15 protein-coding genes are annotated in these 20,697 nt (G+C 58.1%); 7 read left to right on the forward strand and 8 right to left on the reverse strand.

Features of this window, described 5'->3' with window-relative positions; all coding sequences use genetic code 11:
• The first annotated feature begins 109 nt into the window (after positions 1 to 109).
• The 4 genes from acsA to ACSQ13_RS13020 are packed head-to-tail and all read left to right on the forward strand — an operon-like array spanning position 110 to position 5,316.
• Positions 110 to 1,852, forward strand: a complete 1,743-nt coding sequence (gene acsA / locus ACSQ13_RS13005) for an acetate--CoA ligase (RefSeq protein ID WP_295511232.1) — start codon at positions 110 to 112, stop codon at positions 1,850 to 1,852.
• Entirely contained in the window at positions 1,849 to 3,849 is a 2,001-nt protein-coding gene (pdhA, locus tag ACSQ13_RS13010) for a pyruvate dehydrogenase (acetyl-transferring) E1 component subunit alpha (protein ID WP_295511229.1), read from the forward strand. Before acsA ends, pdhA begins: the two co-directional genes overlap by 4 nt.
• A 4-nt stretch (positions 3,850 to 3,853) precedes the next feature.
• The gene (locus ACSQ13_RS13015) at positions 3,854 to 5,074 is read left to right on the forward strand and encodes a dihydrolipoamide acetyltransferase family protein (RefSeq protein WP_295511226.1); all 1,221 of its coding nucleotides are present in this window, start codon (positions 3,854 to 3,856) and stop codon (positions 5,072 to 5,074) included.
• A complete protein-coding gene (locus tag ACSQ13_RS13020) occupies positions 5,071 to 5,316 on the forward strand; it encodes an acyl carrier protein (protein ID WP_176248258.1) in 246 nt (81 codons plus the stop codon). Before ACSQ13_RS13015 ends, ACSQ13_RS13020 begins: the two co-directional genes overlap by 4 nt.
• Positions 5,317 to 5,529: 213 nt before the next feature.
• On the opposite strand, the gene ACSQ13_RS13025 is transcribed toward ACSQ13_RS13020, so the two are convergent.
• Positions 5,530 to 5,937, reverse strand: a complete 408-nt coding sequence (locus ACSQ13_RS13025) for a hypothetical protein (RefSeq protein ID WP_176248257.1) — start codon at positions 5,935 to 5,937, stop codon at positions 5,530 to 5,532.
• A 261-nt stretch (positions 5,938 to 6,198) separates the two neighbouring features.
• Positions 6,199 to 6,666, reverse strand: a complete 468-nt coding sequence (locus ACSQ13_RS13030) for a host attachment protein (RefSeq protein WP_435988111.1) — start codon at positions 6,664 to 6,666, stop codon at positions 6,199 to 6,201.
• 446 nt (positions 6,667 to 7,112) lie between these two features.
• Here ACSQ13_RS13030 and ACSQ13_RS13035 point away from each other — a divergent pair, with 446 nt between their 5' ends.
• On the forward strand, positions 7,113 to 7,772 hold the full coding sequence (locus tag ACSQ13_RS13035) for a DUF6629 family protein (RefSeq protein ID WP_176248255.1): 660 nt from the start codon (positions 7,113 to 7,115) through the stop codon (positions 7,770 to 7,772).
• A gap of 387 nt (positions 7,773 to 8,159) precedes the next feature.
• Here the strand turns inward: ACSQ13_RS13035 and ACSQ13_RS13040 are convergent, their stop codons facing one another.
• A complete protein-coding gene (locus ACSQ13_RS13040; protein WP_295511219.1) occupies positions 8,160 to 9,614 on the reverse strand; it encodes a leucine-rich repeat domain-containing protein in 1,455 nt (484 codons plus the stop codon).
• Positions 9,615 to 10,103: 489 nt separating this feature from the next.
• A complete protein-coding gene (locus ACSQ13_RS13045) occupies positions 10,104 to 12,386 on the reverse strand; it encodes an adenosylcobalamin-dependent ribonucleoside-diphosphate reductase (RefSeq protein ID WP_295511215.1) in 2,283 nt (760 codons plus the stop codon).
• 122 nt (positions 12,387 to 12,508) lie between these two features.
• Here ACSQ13_RS13045 and ACSQ13_RS13050 point away from each other — a divergent pair, with 122 nt between their 5' ends.
• Entirely contained in the window at positions 12,509 to 12,940 is a 432-nt protein-coding gene (locus ACSQ13_RS13050; protein WP_295511311.1) for a DUF1489 family protein, read from the forward strand.
• A gap of 150 nt (positions 12,941 to 13,090) precedes the next feature.
• On the opposite strand, the gene hisG is transcribed toward ACSQ13_RS13050, so the two are convergent.
• The 3 genes from hisG to hisS are packed head-to-tail and all read right to left on the reverse strand — an operon-like array spanning position 13,091 to position 16,496.
• Entirely contained in the window at positions 13,091 to 13,780 is a 690-nt protein-coding gene (gene hisG / locus ACSQ13_RS13055; RefSeq protein WP_176248251.1) for an ATP phosphoribosyltransferase, read from the reverse strand.
• Positions 13,777 to 14,856, reverse strand: coding sequence for an ATP phosphoribosyltransferase regulatory subunit (locus ACSQ13_RS13060; RefSeq protein ID WP_295511211.1), 1,080 nt, complete (start codon positions 14,854 to 14,856; stop codon positions 13,777 to 13,779). Before ACSQ13_RS13060 ends, hisG begins: the two co-directional genes overlap by 4 nt.
• Positions 14,856 to 16,496 (reverse strand): histidine--tRNA ligase, encoded by a 1,641-nt coding sequence (gene hisS, locus ACSQ13_RS13065; protein WP_295511209.1) that lies wholly within the window; start codon positions 16,494 to 16,496, stop codon positions 14,856 to 14,858. The genes ACSQ13_RS13060 and hisS overlap by 1 nt, the downstream gene beginning before the upstream one ends.
• Before the next feature lie 213 nt (positions 16,497 to 16,709).
• On the opposite strand from hisS, the gene ACSQ13_RS13070 reads away from it, so the two are divergent.
• Complete coding sequence (locus ACSQ13_RS13070; protein WP_176248248.1) at positions 16,710 to 16,904, forward strand: SlyX family protein; 195 nt, start codon at positions 16,710 to 16,712, stop codon at positions 16,902 to 16,904.
• A 56-nt stretch (positions 16,905 to 16,960) separates the two neighbouring features.
• On the opposite strand, the gene dnaE is transcribed toward ACSQ13_RS13070, so the two are convergent.
• Positions 16,961 to 20,494, reverse strand: a complete 3,534-nt coding sequence (dnaE, locus tag ACSQ13_RS13075) for a DNA polymerase III subunit alpha (protein ID WP_176248247.1) — start codon at positions 20,492 to 20,494, stop codon at positions 16,961 to 16,963.
• Positions 20,495 to 20,697: the final 203 nt, after the last annotated feature.

Below are 20,697 nucleotides of genomic sequence, written 5' to 3' on the forward strand. Positions count from 1 at the left end.
GTCAGAAACGACGCCCCGCGCGCGGCTTGCCCCTGCGCCCGATGCTGTTGATTTAAGTCAAGTTATCATTTCCCCGGAAAAGATAAGCTCCCCATATGGGAGTGTTTTCATGAAATGGCCGATCATACGCAAAGACGATGCAACGCGCGCCGCCGCGAACCTGACCCAAACGGTACGCGCAGAGTTCGGCTGGGACGACGCGCGCAAGCTGTTGGACGGGCTGCCGGGCGGCGGGTTGAACATTGCGCACGAGGCGGTTGACCGCCATGTCGCTGCCGGTCATGGCGATCAGATCGCGATCCGCTGGCTCGGCAAGGACGGCGACCGGCGCGACATCACCTATGCAGCGCTGGCCGCAGATGCGGCACGTTTCGCAAACGTGCTGGCCGAGCATGGTTTGCAGCCCGGTGCCCGTGTCTTTGCCCTGATGGGGCGGGTGCCCGAGCTTTATGCAGCGGCCCTTGGCACGTTGAAAGCAGGGATGACATTCACCCCGCTGTTTGCCGCATTCGGCCCCGAACCGATCAGGTCACGGATGGAGATCGGCGAGGGCAATGTTCTGGTCACCACGGATGCGCTCTATCGCAAGAAAGTCGCCCCTTGGCGCGACGATCTGGGTTCGTTGAAACTGGTGCTGACCCTGGGCAATGGCGCTGTGGCCGACACCTGTGTGGCCTTGCGCCCCGCGATGGCGCGTGCCGCCGACAGTTTTGACACCGTTAGAACCACGGCGGAGGATATGGCGCTGATCCACTTCACCTCTGGCACAACGGGCAAGCCCAAAGGCGCGGTTCATGTGCATGGCGCGGTTGTGGCCCATGCAGCGACGGGGCGCTTTGCGCTCGACCTCAAGCCGGGTGATATCTACTGGTGCACCGCCGATCCCGGCTGGGTCACGGGCACGTCCTATGGCATCATCGCGCCCTTGGTGAACCGGGTGACGATGATCGTCAACGAGGCCGAATTCGATCTGGAACGCTGGTACGCCATCTTGCAGGACGAAGGCGTGCAGGTATGGTACACCGCGCCCACCGCGATCCGCATGTTGATGCGGGCGGGCAAGGACGCCGCAAAGAACTATGATTTCAGCAAGTTAAGATTTATCGCCAGCGTTGGTGAACCGTTGAACCCCGAAGGGGTGGTCTGGGGCCAAGACGTGTTCGGCACGCCGTTCCATGACAATTGGTGGCAGACCGAAACCGGTGGCATCATGATCGCCAATACCGCCGACATGGACATCTATCCCGGCTCGATGGGCAAACCCCTGCCCGGCATCGAGGCCGGGATTGTCAGTGTTCAAGATGGTACCGTGCGAGAATGCAAACCGGGCGAAATTGGCGAATTGGCGCTGCGCCCCGGCTGGCCGTCGATGATGCGCGCCTATCTCAACGAACAGGCGCGCTTTGACAAATGCTTTGTCGGGGGGTGGTATCTGTCGGGTGACCTCGCCCTGCAGGACAAGGACGGGTATTTCTGGTTTGTCGGCCGCGCCGATGACCTGATCAAATCGTCGGGCCATCTGATCGGCCCGTTCGAGGTCGAAAGCGCGCTGATCGAGCATGAAGCAATCGCCGAGGCCGCCATCATCGGCATCCCCGACGACACCGCCGGCGAGGTCGTGAAAGCCTATGTCGCGCTGAACCCCGGTTTCGAGCCGTCCGAGACGCTTGAGCGGGAAATCCGGGGCTTTGCGCGCAAACGGCTTGGCGCTGCCGTGGCACCCCGCGAAATCGTCTTTCGCAAAGAGCTTCCCAAGACCCGATCGGGCAAGATCATGCGCCGTCTTCTCAAGGCCCGCGAACTTGGCCTGCCGGAAGGCGACATTTCCACATTGGAGGCGGATGAAAAATGAAAAGCGCGACAAAACCACATCTTAGTCGGGACCATGTCCAAGACCTGCTGCGCGGCATGATCCGTATCCGCCGCTTTGAGGAAAAATGCGCCGAGCTGTACACCCATGAGAAAATTCGCGGCTTTCTGCATCTTTATGATGGCGAGGAAGCGGTGGCGATGGGGGTGATCCCGGTGCTGGGGGCCAGTGACCGTATCGTTGCCACCTATCGCGAGCACGGGCATGCCTTGGCACGCGGCATCGCTATGGGGCCGATCCTGGCCGAGATGTACGGCAAGGCGAACGGCTGTTCGGGCGGGCGTGGCGGGTCGATGCATCTGTTCGACGCGGCTGACAACTTCTATGGCGGGAATGCAATCGTCGGCGGCGGCATGCCGCTGGCTGCCGGTCTTGGTCTGGCGGACCGGATGATGGGCGAAAAGAACGTCACCGCCTGTTTCTTTGGCGAAGGTGCTGTGGCCGAGGGCGAGTTTCACGAGGCGATGAACCTGTCGGAGCTTTGGGATTTGCCGGTGCTTTGGGTCTGCGAGAACAACGGCTATGCGATGGGATCGGCCTTGGCGCGCACGCAAGCGCAGACCGACATTCACGCCAAGGCCGCTGCCTATGGCATTGAGAGCGAAGCGGTCGATGGCATGGATGTCGTCGCCGTCGAGGCTGCGGCCCGCCGCGCGGTGGCAAGGATACGCGAAACCGGTCGCCCGTTTCTGCTGGAGGCGCGCACCTACCGCTTTCGCCCGCATTCCATGTTCGACGCGCAGCTGTATCGCGACAAGGCCGAGGTAGCGGAGTGGCGGGAAAAGGGGCCGATCGTCCGGTTCCAGAACTGGTTGCTTGAAAACAACCTGATCCACGAGGCGGATATCGCGGAAATGACCGCCGCGATTGACGCCGAGATTGCCGAGGCGATGGCATTCGCGGAGGCCGGCGCGTGGGAGCCGGTCGAGACCCTGACCAAACATGTCATGGCCGAGACCCAGCCGACACCGCCCGCCACACCGGCCCCTGCGGGCGACATGGTCGAGACGACCTACCGCGAGGCTATCAAACAGGCGATCCGTCAGGCGATGACTGACGATGATCGCGTATTCCTGATGGGCGAGGATGTTGGTGCCTATGGGGGCTGCTACGCTGTGTCCAAAGGGTTAATGGCCGAATTCGGCGCGGATCGCATTCGCGACACGCCGCTGTCTGAATCAGGATTTACCGGCGCGGGCATCGGTGCGGCGGCGGCGGGCATGCGACCGATCATTGAACTGATGACCGTGAATTTCTCGATGCTGGCGCTGGATCAGATCCTGAACACCGCCGCCACGATCCGGCACATGTCGGGGGGCCAGTTCGGCTGCCCCATCGTGATCCGCATGGCGACCGGCGCGGGCAAACAACTGGCCGCACAGCACTCCCATTCGCTGGAAGGCTGGTATGCGCATATTCCGGGGCTGAAGGTGCTGGCACCCGCAACGCTGGAAGATGCACGCGGCATGCTGCTGACAGCCCTCGCTGATCCAGACCCCGTTCTGATCTTTGAAAACGTCATGCTGTACAACAGGACGGGCCATATTCCTGTGACGGCCGGTGCTGTCGATATTGACAAGGCCGCGATCCGCAGGCCCGGCAAGGATGTATCGTTGATTACCTATGGCGGGTCGCTTTTCAAGACGCTTGAGGTCGCAGACCAACTGGCCAAAGAAGGCATCGACGCAGAGGTGATAGACCTGCGCAGCTTGCGCCCGCTTGACGAGGAAACCATCCTTGCCTCGGTCGCGCGCACCCGCCGCGCAGTGGTGGTGGATGAAGGGTGGCGCACAGGCTCGCTTGCCGCCGAGGTATCGGCCCGGATCACCGAAGGGGCCTTTTGGCGGTTAGATGCTCCGGTGGGGCGCGTGTGTTCGGCCGAAGTGCCAATTCCCTATGCCGCACATCTGGAACAAGCCGCGATACCGCAGGTTGCCGGTATCGTTGCCGCCGCGCGTGCGGCGATGGGCAAAGAGTGATCCGATGAGCATTTTTACCATGCCCTCGCTTGGTGCCGACATGGAAGCGGGCACCTTGGTCGAATGGATGATCAAAGCTGGCGATACCGTCCATCGGGGCGATGTGGTCGCGGTGGTCGAAACCCAGAAAGGCGCAATCGAAATCGAGTGTTTCGAGGAGGGGATTGTAGAAACGCTTGATGCAGAAATCGGTGCTACGCTGGATGTCGGTGCCCCCTTGGCAACGTTGCGCACGCCTGCAAAAGGCAGTGCAAGCGCGGCACGGCCCGCCGCTGACCCCAAGAAACACGCAAAGCGGGAAGCTGAAACTCCAGCCCCGCCAACCGAAGCGCCGCCGCCGACCTCTGCTCCGATGGGTGCGACGCCCTCCGAGGTGACCACTGGCGAAATCCCGGCCGCTTCTCCCGCCGCGCGGGTCCGTGCTGCCGAGCGCGGGATCGACCTTGGGGCGCTTGTCGGCACCGGACCCAATCGTGCCATTGTTTTGGCCGATGTAGAGGCCGCAGAACCTGCTGCGGTCAAGGCAGCCCCCGTTAGCAGCAGCGCCAAGCCGGGGCTCGATATGGCCGCGATGCGCACGGCCATTGCCAACGCCATGGCACGATCAAAACGCGAAATCCCGCATTATTACCTGACCCAGACCATCGACCTGCAAGCCGCCAGTGACTGGCTTACCGCCACCAATGCAACGCGCCCGCCCGATGCCCGTCTTTTGATGGGGGCGCTTTTCGTCAAGGCCGTGTCTATTGCCGCCGCGCAAGTGCCGCAGATGAACGGCCATTACGACGCCGACGGCTTTCACCCCGCCAAAGCCGTTCACGCTGGCGTGGCGGTGGCGCTGCGCCAGGGCGGGCTTGTGGCACCTGCCTTGCATGATGCCGAAACCCTGCCGCTTGATGATCTGATGACCCGGATGCGGGATCTGGTCGCGCGGGTGCGCAGCGGGCGGCTTCGGTCTTCGGAAATGACCGATGGCACCATCACCATCTCGGCTATGGGCGATACCGGTGCCGATGCGATGGCCGCTGTCATCTATCCGCCGCAAGTCGCCATTGTCGGCTTTGGCGCACCGGTGGCCCGGCCATGGATTGTGGGCGACGCCATCGCGCCGCGCATGACTGTTACCGTGACGCTGTCTGCCGACCACCGTGTCAGCGACGGACGTCGCGGTGCCAAATTTCTGGCCGCCATCAACACGGCACTGCAAACCCCGGAGACCCTATGACCGACGCTGACATTCGCAAAGCAATCCTTGAGGAACTGACCCAGATCGCGCCGGACATCGCCCCAAGCGACGTTGGCGACGGGGATCACCTGCAAGACGATCTGGAACTCGACTCGATGGATTTTCTAAATTTGGTTTCGGCGCTTCATAAACGGCTTGGCGTTGATATTCCTGAAACCGACTATCCGAAAATCGCCACTCTGGCGCTTGCGGTCGCCTATCTGAAAACGCGGATCGGCTGACGCCTTTTCATGCGGGAAGCGATCCAACCCGAAGGCCGGGAATTGATGAAACACCTCGCTTTGCAGCATTTTGTTGGATGAAGCATCGGTCAGCGGACAAACGGGCCTGATGCGGCGATACCGCAGTTCGAGAATTATCAAGCATGCTTTCGCAACCCGCTAAACTTGGATGCCTACGTCGGCACTCACCTTCTTCGACGAAGATTAACCGACCTAATGTCCTCCTAGAGTGAAGAATACCGGGAAACGATCACCTTCTTCGGTGAGCAGAAAGACCAAACCATCTTTCCGCAGGAAAGTGTCGCAGCGGTGCCTTTCACTTTGGGAGAAGTCGATACAGACCCTACCATCTTCCCTGATATGAAATGCGCCGAAACGAGTGATCGATTTTGTCTCGTCAGTAAAGCTGTAGGACCCATTTTCGCTGTAGTTTGACCGTCCGAGGCCCGGAAACGTTAGCGGTCCTGCTGATGTGAGTTCCTTTACATCATTATAGCCCAATACTTGCCCGTGCTTTTCCGGGAAAATGTCTTGGGCTGCACTGTTTGTCGCCAATAGCCCCAGATTCATCGTCAACAGAAAGCCGAACAACAAGGACATAAATCTTCTTAACTTAAGCAATGTGTAACTCCTTCGGTTGGATGGTAAATGCAAACTGCGGGTCGTGTGGAACGCCCATCCCTTGCTTCACAAATAGCTAGTTTTTCAGGTCAGCCATTCAAACGTCTTTATGTCTAGGCCAAACGGATGCTGGTCGGTCACGGGTCCTGAACGGAGAGTGCTGGTCTAGGCGCGCAGATGCAGAGAGCCTGCACCCTGCCGTTCATGATGACCGAGAAATGTTCCAACCGAATATGCGTCAAGACTGCATTGGCAACACCTTTACATCCTTTCAAGCTCGGACTTCAGCAGGCTTTCGATTTTCTCGATCGGATGATTTGTCAGGGTCTTTGGTATTTCGGCGATCACCTTCTTCACGGCATTTGGGTTGATTTCCACCCGTAGATCACCAAGCGCCTTCGGCGGTGCCACGATCACGATCTCGTCAAAAGCGCCATCATGCGCGGCACGGTCAAGAATTTCTGCGATCTCTTTTACATAGTTGTCTTCGGACAACTGGTGCCAGTCGGTATCCTGCAATGCAGCGCGGCGCATTCCGGGAACAGAGTTTGCGCGACCAGCGCGGTCACTGCCTTGAGCAATGCTGGGCGGATTTTCCGTCTCCTGATGCCAGACCACGCGCAAATCATAGTTTTTCGTATCACCGTCGTTGCGTAGAAAAAGGGCTTTTTGGCCATCCGCAACCAATACCCAACTCCCCGTTTTCAAAAGAACCATCTTCAACTCCAATTAATGACCTCTTTTTCAACCGTAAGAGACCTGGCTGCCCTGGGGCTTGAGCTAAATCAACACGGACGAAATAATCAGTTGCCTGCATCCAAATGTTGATTGAAGACGAGCTTCTCTTGGATCTTAAAATGTCTGGATTGTTACCTGAAAAACTGGTTTCGATAACGCGTCACGAACGAGTGCCTATTTTCTCCACCTCGGAGTATCTATGCGTTGTGTTCAACAATGGGTGGTCACTCACGACACAAGCGAGGCATCGAAGCTCACCATCCAAGCCTCAGCAGTCCCTTCGCGCGACAGCGGTTCATATATATCACGCCCAAGGCCAAAGAGAGGCCATTCGAAATGGTTTGATATGGCTCAATAAGATGGGCTACCCTCATGGCATGGTTTGCCGACGGGTTTCGAGCACCTGCTGAAGATCAACGCCTTTGGGGACATCAAGCATGTGTTTTTCTGCGACCGCCAGCTTCACAACAGCGGCTTTATTACTACCAGTGGCCGCATATACCATCAGCACGGCCTTGAAGACGGACCGGCGGTATCTGGGGTTCGCAATTTTCCCTCTCTTTTTTGGTATCCAACAAATTTTGGAAGGCAGTCTTTGGATCGAGATCGGGCAATCGGATTCTGCGCACTCACATATATATGCCTTGGGGTTCTTGTTTTTTGCCTACCTCGTCTGGCCGTTCTTGGTCCCTTTTGCAGCCTTTCTTATTGAACCGCGCAGAAATCGAAAAACGGCTTTTTTGGCGCTGAGTGCCTTGGGGCTGCTTCTGGGGATATCTCTTTTCGTGCCTTTGCTGTTCAACCCAGAGTGGGTGCCGCTTAGGGTCGTAAAGTACTCTATTGACTACAACTCGAGACTGATCTGGGAAGGCATCGCGCCGTACAGCGTCATGCGGATCACCTACGCCAGTATCGTTTGCCTGCCTCTGCTCGCTTCGTCTGAAAAACAAATCCGGTTTTTTGGGGTGATTATTGCCCTTTCCGTCATCGTTGGCTTCGCCTTCGCTGACTATGCATTCACTTCGATCTGGTGTTTCATGGCTGCAATCTCATCGATCTGGATTCTGTTCATGATGAGAACTCTCAGCAGGCGCTAGCAGGGTGTGAGACAATTCTGATCATGGTCTTACTTGATCGCTGCCACCTTGCCCCTTGATCTGTAACGCAAGTCTAATGGCACGGAAGCATATGCCGCGATTGTCTGGTCCGGAGCCCTGTGTGAGTTCTTTTCGCCTGCGCAGCAAATACCCGGTTTCCGCCCTTGATGTCGATCGACACGAACGGCCCTAACCAGACCTTGGTGAATCGCGCCGCGAACGGCAGCTTTGAAACCACAGCCCAAAGTGCAGGGGCAGCGCGACGTATGTGCCCCCGGAATACGTCTAAGACCGACTTTGGATGGAGCTTTGCTCAGACTTCGCCCAAAGACGACAGGTCCAAAGCTATCGTTCGAACTTCGATCAACTACCCCAGGTCAATGCGCATTATTCAAATACGGCCACGGTCGGCCTTTCTGCTTTGAACTGTTCCACGCCTCTGGCGGTCGTGTTGGTCAGGCTGATCTGCTTAAGCGCAGGCAAAGACATCAACGGCAGAACGTCCAGATTTCGTGTGCCGATGAGGTTTACCGTCTCTATCGAGCCAAGGTTTGCCAGCGGCTCAAGAGAAGTGACATCGGTATCGCCCAAGCTGAGCCGCCCGAGTTTGGGCAAGTCTTTTGCGAATGAAACGTCAACGCCGGTTGATTCAGACAAAGAAAGGTTCGTCAGAGATGCAAGGCGTCCCAACTGGGCGTAATCCGCTAGCTGCGCTTTGGAAAGCGTCAACCTGTAAAGCTTTGTCATGGCAGCCAGCGGTGCGACGTCCTGAACCTTTGGTGCCGACAGGTATAGAATGCCCATATCCTGCAGATTTGCCAGTGGTGTCACATCACGAACCAAAGGCACGTCGATCGTAAGCTCCTTCACAGCGGAAAGTCGGCTTAACGCCGAAATGTCGGAAATCGCCGCCCCCGAAATGGCAAGCTCTGTCAGTTTCGTCAGGTCGCTGATCGGAGACAAGTCCGCCGTTTGCAGGCCGTTGAGCCAGAGCCCCGTGAGATCGGGCAGCGCGCGGAGAAACGACAGGTCGCCACTTATCGTTCCGGTCAATGTCAGCAACTGCAATTGGGTATGAGATGCCAATGCAGATGCGTCGCCCACGTCGGAATCAACGATCTCAACCGTGCGCAGATCGGGAAACCGGGCGAGGATGTCCAGTGTATCGGTCTTGACGGACTGGATGCGGATAGACGTGATGTTGCCATAGCCTTCCATCTGTTTAAGCCAAGGAAACTCGCCTGCAAGAACAGTCATGTGGCGGCTGTCCTTCGTGACGCATTGAAGCGAAAAGGCGAGTCCGTCAAATCCACCCTTCGTGCAGTGCGGAATAATATCCGGCCGTTCGGAAATCGCATCATTAATCAGTGAGATCTCTGCGGGGTTCACCTGCAAGGGGGAGTCTGACGCGCGATCCGAGGCTAAGCGATCGATATGATCGGCAAAGGCGTGCCCCTTGTCACTAAGATCAGGCGCGCGCCTAAAATGGCCGGTGGAACGTTCCGTGCTGACGAAAACGACAACAACAATAAGCCCAAGGCCAACGAGCGCAGCCGCAAAGGCGAAAAGTCGTTTAGTCTGGATCATGGCTTCCATCCTGCTCCCTGAAATTCGACTCCATTCAAATAGAAAAATGTGTCGACATTGAGGATTGATCCCGCAAATTTCTACCTCCTGGTTTCCGATGACGGGCGTCGTCCGAAAACGGCATTGCAGCCTTTCCGGCAACACCAGCGATCGCGTCAAATCGTAAAATAAAATCAAAATAATACGTAGAGCCGCGCTTAGAAACCGCCGGAAAACCAGCATCCCATGCGGCAGTTCTGTCTGCAACTCGGTCAAAGACCCGTTTTTCGTCAGGGTCTGCTCACAATCATAGCAGACCTATATGCATGACGCAGCGAATGACCGGTTTCCGCCCTAGTGTACAATCTGAAACTGGTGCTTGGTTGCTTGCCGTCAGGCTTCAGATTGAGGATACTTTAGGAACCCTCAGGCATATGATGGCGGAGTTCCGCAGCGCTATTGAAAAATGCCGGGATCGTTCCGTGTTTACCGCACGGCGTTGAGTACGGCAACGTTGTCCCGCTCGACGAGATCGACGCTGCCTTGCGTGCATGGTCCTCAACGGTCGAGAGACGTGGGAGAAAAAAAATCAAACCCTGCACATTACAAAAGGCGGAGCATCGAACTCCGCCTTTTCCGTTTAATCACATCAGATCTCAATGTGCTTTGAAGCCAGCTTCAGGCTCACATCAAGTTTTGCGCACGCTTTTATGTTTCTTTTGTGAACGCTTCACCTTTTTCCGGCTTCCACTTCAATCTAACAGATTACCCGCATTTACTGTGACCGCAGCTGCCACAGGTCATGCAACCCTCAACCATGCGCAGATCGTATTGTCCGCAGCTGCTGCATGCTTTGCCGCGGGGCGCGTTGAGGCCCACGATTTGGGCGCTCGGGTCTGATTTCAGCCCCTGCCCTTCGCCTGCGATAAAGCCGGTCGAGATCAGGTGTTGTTCGATCACCCCACCAATCGCGGCAAGCATTGACGGGATGTATTTGCCGCCCATCCATGCACCGCCTCTTGGGTCGAACACCGCCTTCAGTTCTTCAACAACAAAGGACACATCCCCGCCACGCCGGAACACTGCCGAGATCATGCGCGTCAATGCGACGGTCCAGGCAAAATGCTCCATGTTTTTCGAGTTAATAAAGACCTCGAACGGGCGGCGATGACCGCCGATAACAACATCGTTGATCGTGATGTAAAGCGCATGCTCGCTGTCGGGCCATTTGATTTTATAGGTCGACCCTTCCAGCTCCTCCGGGCGGTCCAGCGGCTCGGACATGTAAACGACCTCGCCTCCATCCTGCGGCATCGCCTGGGCTGCGGTTTCGCCGGGGGCGCTGTTGGTGCTCTCGGATACCGACAGAACGGATCCGGTCACATCATTGGGGCGATAGGTGGTGCAGCCTTTGCAGCCCTGATCCCATGCGGCCATATACACGTCTTTGAACGCGTCAAAACTGATGTCTTCGGGGCAGTTGATCGTCTTGGAAATGCTGCTGTCCACCCATTTCTGGGCGGCGGCCTGCATCTTGACGTGGTCCAGAGGGGCCAATGTCTGCGCATTCACAAAATAGTCGGGCAATTCTGCATCGCCCTTCAAATCACGCCACATCTGAACAGCGTAATCAACGACTTCCTCTTCGGTACGGCTACCGTCTTTTTGCAACACCTTGCGGGTGTAGGCATAGGCAAACACCGGTTCGATACCGGAACTGACGTTGCCCGCATACAAACTGATGGTTCCCGTAGGCGCGATCGACGTCAGCAACGCGTTGCGAATGCCGTTTTCCTTGATGGCATCGCGCACGTCATCGTCCATCTGCTGCATGGTGCCAGAGGCCAGATAGGCCTCAGCATCGAACAACGGAAACGCACCCTTTTCCTTGGCCAGATCAACCGACGCCAGATATGCGGCCCGCGCAATCGCCTTCAACCAGGCCTCGGTCTGGGCGGCTGCCTCGTCCGATCCATAGCGCAAGCCAACCATCAACAACGCATCGGCCAAACCGGTGACACCCAGACCGATCCGCCGCTTGGCTTTGGCTTCGGCCCGCTGCGCGTCCAGCGGAAATTGCGATACGTCCACGACGTTATCCATCATCCGCACAGCGGTTGCGACCAGCTTGTCCAGGGCATCAACATCCAGATGGGCCGCTTCGCCAAACGGGTCCGCAACCATCCGCGCCATGTTGATCGACCCCAAAAGGCAGGCCCCATAAGGCGGCAAAGGCTGCTCGCCGCACGGGTTGGTTGCCGCGATGGTCTCGCAATAGCTCAGGTTGTTCGCCGCGTTGATCCGGTCAATGAAGATCACACCGGGCTCAGCGAATTCATACGTGGCCTTCATGATCCGGTTCCACAGATCACGCGCCTGAACAGTGCGGTAAACCTTGCCATCAAACACAAGATCCCAGGCTTTGTCAGCCTTGACCGCATCCATGAACGGGTCGGTAATCAAAACCGACATATTGAACATCCGCAAACGGGCAGGGTCTGATTTGGCCGCGATAAAGGCCTCAACATCGGGGTGATCGCAGCGCATCGTGGCCATCATCGCACCACGGCGCGACCCGGCTGACATGATCGTGCGGCACATCGCATCCCACACATCCATAAACGACAGCGGCCCCGAGGCATCGGCAGATACCCCAAGCACATCCGCACCCTTGGGCCTGATTGTCGAGAAATCATACCCGATCCCGCCACCTTGCTGCATGGTCAGCGCGGCCTCTTTCAGCATGTCGAAAATGCCGCCCATGCTGTCAGGTACAGTGCCCATGACGAAACAGTTGAACAACGTCACGCGACGCGCAGTACCCGCCCCCGCTGTAATGCGACCCGCCGGCAGAAACTTGAAATCTTCCAACGCTTCGAAAAACGTGTTCTCCCAAACATTCGGCTGGTTTTCTACCTGCGCCAGATCCCGCGCGATGCGCCGCCATGTATCCTCGACCGTGACGTCCTTGGGCGTGCCACCGGCATCCTTGAACCTGTATTTCATATCCCAGATCTGTTCGGCGATAGGGGTGGCGAATCGTGACATACTCGGTTCCTCGGAGCTTTTTGGGAAGGATTCTACCTTACCTCAAAGAAGCGCCAAAGCACAACAGTTTGAAGGCCGTCTTAGATGCGCTACCTTATGTCGTGGTGAGCCGGAGGGATTCTGTGGATAAGTACGTAAACATCTTGAAATTGTCGGTGGGCACCGAAAATATCGACGACCTCGAAGCATGGCAGCAGACAAAGCGCGCGCAAACGCCAGAAGGCCTGCCCCGCCATGTCACCCGCATGTGGCCGAAACGCGAAGCCGAATTGACGAATGGCGGCTCGGTTTTCTGGGTCATCAAAGGTGTCATTCAATGCCGGCAGAAAATTATCCGGCTGGACGAACATGTCGGAGAAGACGGAATCCGCCGATGTGCGGTGGTGATGGACCCAACGATCGTGCGCGTCCAATCCAGCCTCAAACGCCCCTTCCAGGGCTGGCGCTACCTAAGCCCGGCCGACGCACCCGCCGATTTGCCAAAAGGTCGCGAAGAGGAAGAACCGCTGCCGGTCGAATTAAACCGCGCCCTGGCCGAAATCGGCGTGCTCTAAACCTCATCGCCACCACATGCAGCGCTGTCGGAATTTGAGTTTATTTGGCAAAATGAAAATAGGCGTAGGTCTTCATATTTCATTTTGCCCCCTAAACTCCCGCCGGAGGCAAAATAAATAATATAATCGCGCGTAAGCGCGGCCTTTGGTCTAGGCTAGTTTTTCTAGCAAAGCCGCAAGAGTACGGCGCTCTTTATCATCCATATCCGCCGTGCGGCTGCGCCAAAGTGTCGCTTGCGATTTCAGGATCAAACCGTCCGACAGGATTTTCAGATGGTTGGCCCGCAAGGTTTCGCCGCTTGAGGTAATATCTGCGATCGCCTCGGCCGTTTCGTTTTTCACGGTGCCTTCCGTGGCCCCCTGGCTGTCGACCAGCGCATAGTCCGCGACCCCGGCCCCGCGCAGGAATTCACGCACCAGGCGGTGGTATTTCGTGGCAATGCGCAGACGGAACCCATGTGTGGCGCGAAACGCGGCGGCAGCGGCATCCAGATCATCCAACGTATCCACATCGGACCAGGCCGCGGGAACCGCGACAATCAAATCGGCGTGACCAAAGGCAAGCTCTTCCACGGGCACGACCAGTTGATCCCACAGGGCCAGTTTCTCCTCGATCAGGTCGGTGCCTGTAACCCCAAGGTGGATGCGCCCTGCCGCCAGTTCGCGCGGGATTTCCCCTGCCGACAGCAACATCAGCGATACGCCCTCGATACCGCCAACCGCCGCTGCATATTCACGATCCGAACCGGTGCGCTGCAAGGTTATGCCGCGCGCCGCAAACCATTCGAATGTCTTTTCCATCAACCGGCCTTTGGACGGCACGCCAAGCTTGATCGTCATTGCTTTGCCTCCAGTTCCAGCATCAGCCCCGGGCGCATCACCCCGCCAACAGCCGGTATTTCATCGCCCTGCCCCAGTCGTTTGGTCAGCGCATCATAGCGCCCGCCGCTGGCAACTGCTGGCAGATCGGGCCGCATATCGGCACGGAACCCGAAGACGAACCCGTCATAATATTCCATTGAAGAACGGCCAAAGCTGCCCTCAAAGGCCAGCACATCCGTATCAATGCCACGCGCGGCCAATGCCTCCGCCCGCGCGACCACCAAATTCACTGCTTCTGCGATCGCTGGCAGGTCGACCGCAATATCATGCAGTCGGCTGAGGGCATTTGGCATCATTTCGCGTACATCCAGCAGGGCCGCGATCAGCGACACCTGTTCACCCGACAAAGCCGGCGTCAGGGCATCTTCGCGCAGGGCTTCGATCCGCGCCTCGATTTCTTGTGTGCTGCGCAACCCGATCATCGGGGCTTCGTTCTTTACTGTTCCATCCAGCAAAGCCGCACGCGTCGCCGGCACGGGCGTCTTGCCAGAATACCTGTCCAGCAGGCTGCGGAACCGCCGCGGCCGCCAGATGTGTCGCATCAACGCGTCCTTGCGACGCTGCGTCGTCTCCAGGCCTTTGACGGCGGCCATCAGAATACCGATATCGCCGGTCACTGCTGTCACCGGCAGCCCGCGCAACGCTTCTGAGATCAGCGCGAACACCTCGGCATCGGCTGCTGCCGGATCGGCCCGATCGAATACTTCGTAGCCCACCTGGATAAATTCATTGGCCCGCGCAGGGTCATGTTCCTGACGGCGAAACACTTCGCCCGCATAGGTATAGCGCGCGGGATCTGCCCCATGCGCCATGTGCATCTGCACCACAGGCACGGTATAGTCGGGCCGCAGCATCTGTTCGCCGCGCAGGGCGTCCGATGTCACATAGGCACGCGCCCGGATGTCTTCGCCGTACAGGTCCAGCAGCGTTTCAGCAGGTTGCAGGATCGGGGGTTCCACCACCAATGCCCCCTGCGCCTCGAACATGGCACGCAACATTGCCGCCTTGGCAAGCGTCTCGGATCGGGTCGGCATCAGCGGTTCAGCTCCAGTATTTCGCGCACTTTGGCGACCAGATCGGCGCGTGGCACCTCATATTGGCTGGGGCGGTCTTTCCACTCCTCAAGGGTCGCGTTTTCGGCGATTTTCGCCCCGAGGATCAGATCCTTGATCTGGATCATCCCGCTGTCGAACTCGTCACCGCCCGCAATCACCGCCACAGGGCTGCCCCGGCGATCTGCGTATTTCAGCTGGTTGCCAAAGTTCTTGGGGTTGCCCAGATACACCTCGGCGCGGATACCCGCCTGACGCAGTTCTGCGACCATCGCCTGATAGTCGGCCATGCGCGCCTTATCCATCACTGTCACGACAACGGGGCCGACAGTATCGCTGGTCAACCGCCCCTTTGCATGCAGCGCGGCCAAGAGACGATCCACGCCAATCGACACGCCGGTCGCGGGGACTTCCTGACCGGTAAAGCGCTTGACCAGATCGTCATAACGCCCGCCCCCCGCAACAGAGCCAAAGTTACGCACGCGCCCCTTGTCGTCCTTGATCTCAAAGGTCAGTTCCGCCTCGAACACAGGCCCGGTATAATAGCCAAGCCCGCGCACGACAGAGGGGTCAATACGGATACGGTCGGCAAGATACCCTTGACTTTCAACCAGTTCGTAAATTGTCGCCAGTTCCGCGACGCCTTCCTTTCCTGTGTGAGAGTTTTCAACAATCTCAGCCAAGTAATCGACTACCAACTTGTTTCTCGCATGTGCCGAAGCGATCTGTACTTTCTCTTCTAATTCCCGAGGAAAGTTAAATTCAGAAGGTAACACAAAGCTGCCAGTGCCGTCTTCGCCGCTTTCATTCTGGCGTCCCAAGAGAATTCGCCGATCAACCTCGTCATTGGCACTGACGAAACGCATTATAATATCGGCCTGAGCATCCGTCAGACCGGCACCGTCAGTAAAATCACCACTGTCGTCTTTACGCCCCGCGCCGAGCAATGCGCGCACGCCGTCCAGCCCCAGCCGGTCCAGCTTGTCGATCGCGCGCAAAACGATCCCGCGCTCGGATGCAAACTTGTCGGGGTCTGACGGATCAAGCACGCCTGCCACTTCCATCACCCCGTTCAGCACCTTGCGGTTGTTCACGCGCACGATGTAATCGCCACGCTCGATCCCGACTTCCTCAAGGCAATCCGCCAGCATCGCGCAAATCTCGGCATCGGCCGCAACCGAAGGCGCGCCAACCGTATCCGCGTCACATTGGTAGAACTGCCGGAACCGCCCCGGACCGGGCTTTTCGTTGCGCCACACAGGCCCCATCGCATAACGGCGGTAAGGCGTCGGCAAATCATTGCGATGCTGCGCATAGACCCGCGCCAGCGGCGCAGTCAGGTCATACCGCAACGCCAGCCAGTCACCGGGCTTGTCCGCATCTGCATCTTCCTGCCACGCAAAGACCCCTTCATTGGGGCGGTCCACATCGGGCAAAAACTTGCCCAAGGCCTCGACCGTCTCAACGCCCGAACTCTCCAAAGCATCAAACCCGTAACGATGATAGACCCCGGCGATCTTGCGCAGCATCTCGGCGCGCTGCGTTACTTCGGCACCGAAATAGTCACGAAAGCCTTTTGGCGTTTCGGCCTTGGGGCGGGGGGTCTTCTTTGGCTTGGCCATGGGATCACATCCTGCGGGCTGAACTTTGCGCCTCGCATCTACCCCACCCCCCCGACAAGAGCAAGTAAACCACGCGTCTTTCCCCTTCGCGTAGCCGCCCCTTCTCTGGCTTTCAAATATCCTCGGGGGTCAGGGGGCAGACAGCCCCCTGCCGGTTGCCAAGGGGGGCACCCTCCCCTATCTGCAGATCAACCGAATGGTAAGGATCACATCATGGACAAGATCGAAGAACAAATGGCCCATCTTATCCGCAGCGTCGATGATCTGTCAGATGTCGTTGCCCGTCAGGAATCCGAGATCGCCACGCTGACCCGCCGCGTCCACATGTTGATGCAGCGCGAAGGCGAACGCGAAGCGGCTGGCAACGAAGGTATCGTGATCGGAAATGAACGTCCGCCGCATTACTAATGCTGATCAGTTACTGAGCGGGCTTCAGCGGGGAACTAGAACGGCCCCCCGCAGGGCTAGATTTCCTCGACTTCCAGAACCCCGCTCAGGGACCGGATCGCGCCTTTGATCTTGGGTGTGACCGGATATTCGGCGCATAAATCCACCTCGACCTCACCGGGCAGTGTCGGATCCATCAGACACAGCTGGATCGGCCCCTTGCCAGAAGATTTCCCCGCGGCCCGCGCACCGGCCAGAACCTCTGCGACGGCTTGAATGGCAATCGCCTCGTCCACAAAAATGCGCAGACCCATATTGCCGGCATCAGCCACAACCGCGTCAATCGGCGCGACAGACCGGCCCAGCAGTTTCAACTGGTCGCTTTCCATTGTCGCCTCGACCGTGATGACAACCTTTGATCCGGTCTCCAGATGATCGCGCGCCAGCTCCAGCGTGTCCGAGAACAGCGTGACCTCATAGGCACCGGTCGGATCGGACAGTTGCGCAAAGGCAAAGCGGTTGCCGCGCGCCGATTTGCGTTCCTGCCGCCCGGCCACAATCCCGGCCAGACGCGCGTTCATCGCGCCCTTGATCGACACTTTTTCCGTTAACTCGTCCAACGTCAGGAAGGGCACGCCGCCGTTGCCTGCCTTGCGTTTCATCGGCCCCATGTAATCGTCCAGCGGGTGACCGGACAGATAGAACCCCACGGCCTTGAATTCTTCGGTCAGGCGTTCTGCCGCCTCCCAGTCATCGCAGGGCAGGATGCGCGGTTCGGGCAGATCATCGCCCGCCTCGCCAAAAAGCGACACCTGATTGCTGGCCTTTTGCTCGTGGATGGCGGCGGAATAGCTCACCAACCCGTCCAGCGCGTTCCAGACCCGACGGCGGTTGCTGTCCAACTGGTCAAACGCACCCGACCGGGCCAGCATTTCCAGCGGCCGCTTGCCGACCCGTTTCAGATCAACCCGCCGCGCCAGATCAAACAGCGTGGCAAAGGGGCGGTCCACCCCTTCAACCATGCGGCCCGTCGTGATCAGTTTCATCGCCTCGACGCCCACGTTTTTCAACGCGCCCAGCGCATAGACCAGCGCGCCGTCAACGACCTTGAACGTCGCATCAGAGCGGTTCACGCAGGGCGGCACCCATGGCAGTTCCAGCCGCTTGCGCACTTCCTCGAAATACACCGCCAGCTTGTCGGTCAGGTGGACATCGCAGTTCATCACACCGGCCATGAACTCGACCGGATGGTTCGCCTTGAGCCAGGCGGTCTGATAGCTGACCACGGCATAGGCGGCGGCGTGGGATTTGTTGAAACCGTAGTTGGCGAATTTTTCCAAAAGGTCGAAGACTTCCGACGCTTTTTTCTTGTCCACCCCATTGGCCATGGCACCCTTTTCGAACTTGGGGCGTTCCTTGGCCATTTCTTCGGCAATCTTTTTACCCATCGCACGGCGCAACAGGTCAGCGCCACCAAGGCTATAGCCCGCCATGACCTGCGCGATCTGCATAACCTGTTCTTGGTAAACGATGATGCCTTGGGTTTCCTCAAGGATATGGTCAATCGACGGATGTACGGATTCGCGTTCCTTGATCCCGTTCTTGACCTCGCAATAGGTCGGGATGTTCTCCATCGGGCCGGGGCGGTACAGCGCCACAAGAGCCACGATATCCTCGATACAGGTCGGTTTCATCCGTTTCAGGGCATCCATCATGCCGCTGGATTCCACCTGAAACACCGCCACGGTCTTGGCGCTGGCGTATAGCTTGTAGGAAGCTTCGTCATCCAGCGGGACGGTGGCAATATCGTCGATCAACCCTTCCGGCGGCTCGAACAATTCGGTCCCGTCAGCGGCAATATGCAGATGGCGGCCCGATGCCTTGATCTGGTCCACCGCATTCTGGATGACGGTCAGGGTTTTCAGGCCGAGAAAGTCGAACTTGACCAGACCGGCCTGTTCCACCCATTTCATGTTGAACTGCGTTGCGGGCATGTCGGACCGCGGATCCTGGTACAGCGGCACAAGCTGGTCCAGCGGCCTGTCACCAATCACAACACCCGCCGCGTGGGTTGATGCGTTGCGGAGCAACCCCTCGACCTGCTGACCGTAATCCAGCAACCGGGCGACAACCTCTTCGTTGCGGGCCTCTTCGCGCAGGCGCGGCTCGTCTGCCAATGCCTTTTCGATGCTGACGGGTTTGACCCCTTCGACCGGGATCATCTTGGACAAACGGTCCACCTGACCATAGGGCATTTGCAAAACGCGCCCGATGTCCCGCACCGCCGCCTTGGACAACAGCGCACCAAAGGTGATGATCTGCCCCACCTTGTCGCGCCCGTATTTGCGCTGCACATATTGGATCACCTCTTCGCGGCGATCCATGCAAAAGTCGATGTCAAAGTCGGGCATCGATACGCGTTCGGGGTTCAGGAAGCGTTCAAACAGCAATTGATACCGAAGCGGATCAAGGTCGGTGATGGTCAGCGCATAGGCCACCAGCGACCCCGCACCCGACCCACGGCCCGGCCCGACAGGAATGTCCTGATCCTTGGCCCATTTGATAAAATCCGCAACGATCAGAAAATAGCCGGGAAACCCCATGCCCTCAATGATGCCCAGCTCGAAATCCAGCCGTTTTTCATATTCCTCGACGCTGGTCGCATGGGGGATTACCTTCAAACGGTCTTTCAGACCTTCGTGCGCCTGACGCTTCAGTTCTTCAATCTCGTTATCGGCAAATTTCGGCAGGATCGGATCACGGCGATAGGCCATAAAGGCACAGCGTTTTGCGATCTCGACGGTGTTCTCGATCGCCTCCGGCAAATCGGCAAACAGCGTCACCATTTCCGATTGCGACTTGAAATAATGCTGTGCCGTCAGGCGGCGGCGGTCCTGCTGCTGGTCGACATAGGCCCCGTCCGCAATACAGATCAGCGCGTCATGGGCCTCGTACATCGTGGTTTTCGGGAAATAGACGTCATTGGTTGCCACCAAGGGGATGCCCATCGCATAGGCCATCTCGACAAAGCCGCGCTCGGTCTTCCGCTCGGCTTCGGGCTGGCCGTTCTCGCCCGGATGGCGCTGCAATTCGACATATAACCGGTCGCCGAACATGCCATGCAACCGCTTCATCAACGCCTCGGCGGCGGGCCCCTGCCCGGTTTGCAACAACTGCCCCACAGGGCCGCCTGCCCCACCGGTCAGACAAATGATGCCCGCGCTGAATGTCTCAAGCTGGTCCAGCGTCACCTCGGGCAGCGCACCGCCCTTGTCGATATACAGGCACGAGTTCAACTTCATCAGATGCTCATACCCGACTTCGGACTGCGCCAGAAGCACCACAGGGGCAGGCGCGCGCGGCTTTTCCCCCGGTTGTGCCGCGACATAGGCCAGATCGACCTGACACCCGATGATCGGCTGGACACCCGCCCCCGACATGGCGACAGAAAACTCGAGCGCCGCAAACATATTGTTAGTGTCGGTCAATGCCATCGCAGGCATGCCCGCCGATTTACACAGATCGGGCAACTTTTTCAGCCGCAACGCGCCTTCCAGCAACGAATATTCGGAATGGGTGCGCAGGTGAATGAATCGGGGTGTATTTGCCATCCTCCAAGTCTAAGCGACCAAACCCCCAGCCGCCATACCCGCTGACGCGTCATGCCAATAATTTCGGCACGCGCCGGTCATTCCCCCGCATGAAACAGGAAACCCCTTGCCAAGACCACACGCCCGCGCTTAGCCTCGCTCAGCATTTGCCCGCGCCGCGTTCTACGTCGCATCGAACCCCGCGCATATCATGGGCCCCGGTA

This window comes from Sulfitobacter sp. SH22, assembly GCF_965641905.1.
Taxonomy (GTDB): domain Bacteria; phylum Pseudomonadota; class Alphaproteobacteria; order Rhodobacterales; family Rhodobacteraceae; genus Sulfitobacter.

Bases quoted from the DNA above. Each gene is read 5' to 3' on its own strand.
- acsA (WP_295511232.1), top strand. From the start codon at position 110: ATGAAATGGCCGATCATACGCAAAGACGATGCAACGCGCGCCGCCGCG.
- pdhA (WP_295511229.1), top strand. From the start codon at position 1,849: ATGAAAAGCGCGACAAAACCACATCTTAGTCGGGACCATGTCCAAGAC.
- ACSQ13_RS13015 (WP_295511226.1), top strand. From the start codon at position 3,854: ATGAGCATTTTTACCATGCCCTCGCTTGGTGCCGACATGGAAGCGGGC.
- ACSQ13_RS13020 (WP_176248258.1), top strand. From the start codon at position 5,071: ATGACCGACGCTGACATTCGCAAAGCAATCCTTGAGGAACTGACCCAG.
- ACSQ13_RS13035 (WP_176248255.1), top strand. From the start codon at position 7,113: ATGTGTTTTTCTGCGACCGCCAGCTTCACAACAGCGGCTTTATTACTA.
- ACSQ13_RS13045 (WP_295511215.1), bottom strand. From the start codon at position 12,386: ATGTCACGATTCGCCACCCCTATCGCCGAACAGATCTGGGATATGAAA.
- hisG (WP_176248251.1), bottom strand. From the start codon at position 13,780: ATGACGATCAAGCTTGGCGTGCCGTCCAAAGGCCGGTTGATGGAAAAG.
- ACSQ13_RS13060 (WP_295511211.1), bottom strand. From the start codon at position 14,856: ATGCCGACCCGATCCGAGACGCTTGCCAAGGCGGCAATGTTGCGTGCC.
- hisS (WP_295511209.1), bottom strand. From the start codon at position 16,496: ATGGCCAAGCCAAAGAAGACCCCCCGCCCCAAGGCCGAAACGCCAAAA.
- ACSQ13_RS13070 (WP_176248248.1), top strand. From the start codon at position 16,710: ATGGACAAGATCGAAGAACAAATGGCCCATCTTATCCGCAGCGTCGAT.
- dnaE (WP_176248247.1), bottom strand. From the start codon at position 20,494: ATGGCAAATACACCCCGATTCATTCACCTGCGCACCCATTCCGAATAT.